Genomic DNA, 208 nt, shown 5'->3' on the forward strand with positions numbered 1-208 from the left:
GGATGTACATCACGGTGTACTCCACCGGAATGCTCTCGAGCGGGATGCCATACTTCTGCAGCACATGCCAGTTCAGCACGTACTGCTTGGCGCATTCCGTCACCTGCTGCCGGGGCATCCGCCCTTCGAGGCGTTCCTTGATACCGGTCGCCATGTATCTTATCTGGCTTTCCAGTGGAGTGAAATATCCTCCCAGCAAGTAGTCGGC

The 208-nt window shown here is 56.7% G+C and carries 1 protein-coding gene; it reads right to left on the reverse strand.

The genetic code is table 11. The features are described from left to right. Nucleotides 1-208: hypothetical protein (locus HJV72_RS19600; protein ID WP_208073561.1), on the reverse strand; the 208-nt coding region annotated here is incomplete at both ends.

The organism is Extibacter sp. GGCC_0201 (genome assembly GCF_017566055.1).
In the GTDB taxonomy this organism is placed as follows: Bacteria; Bacillota; Clostridia; order Lachnospirales; family Lachnospiraceae; genus Extibacter.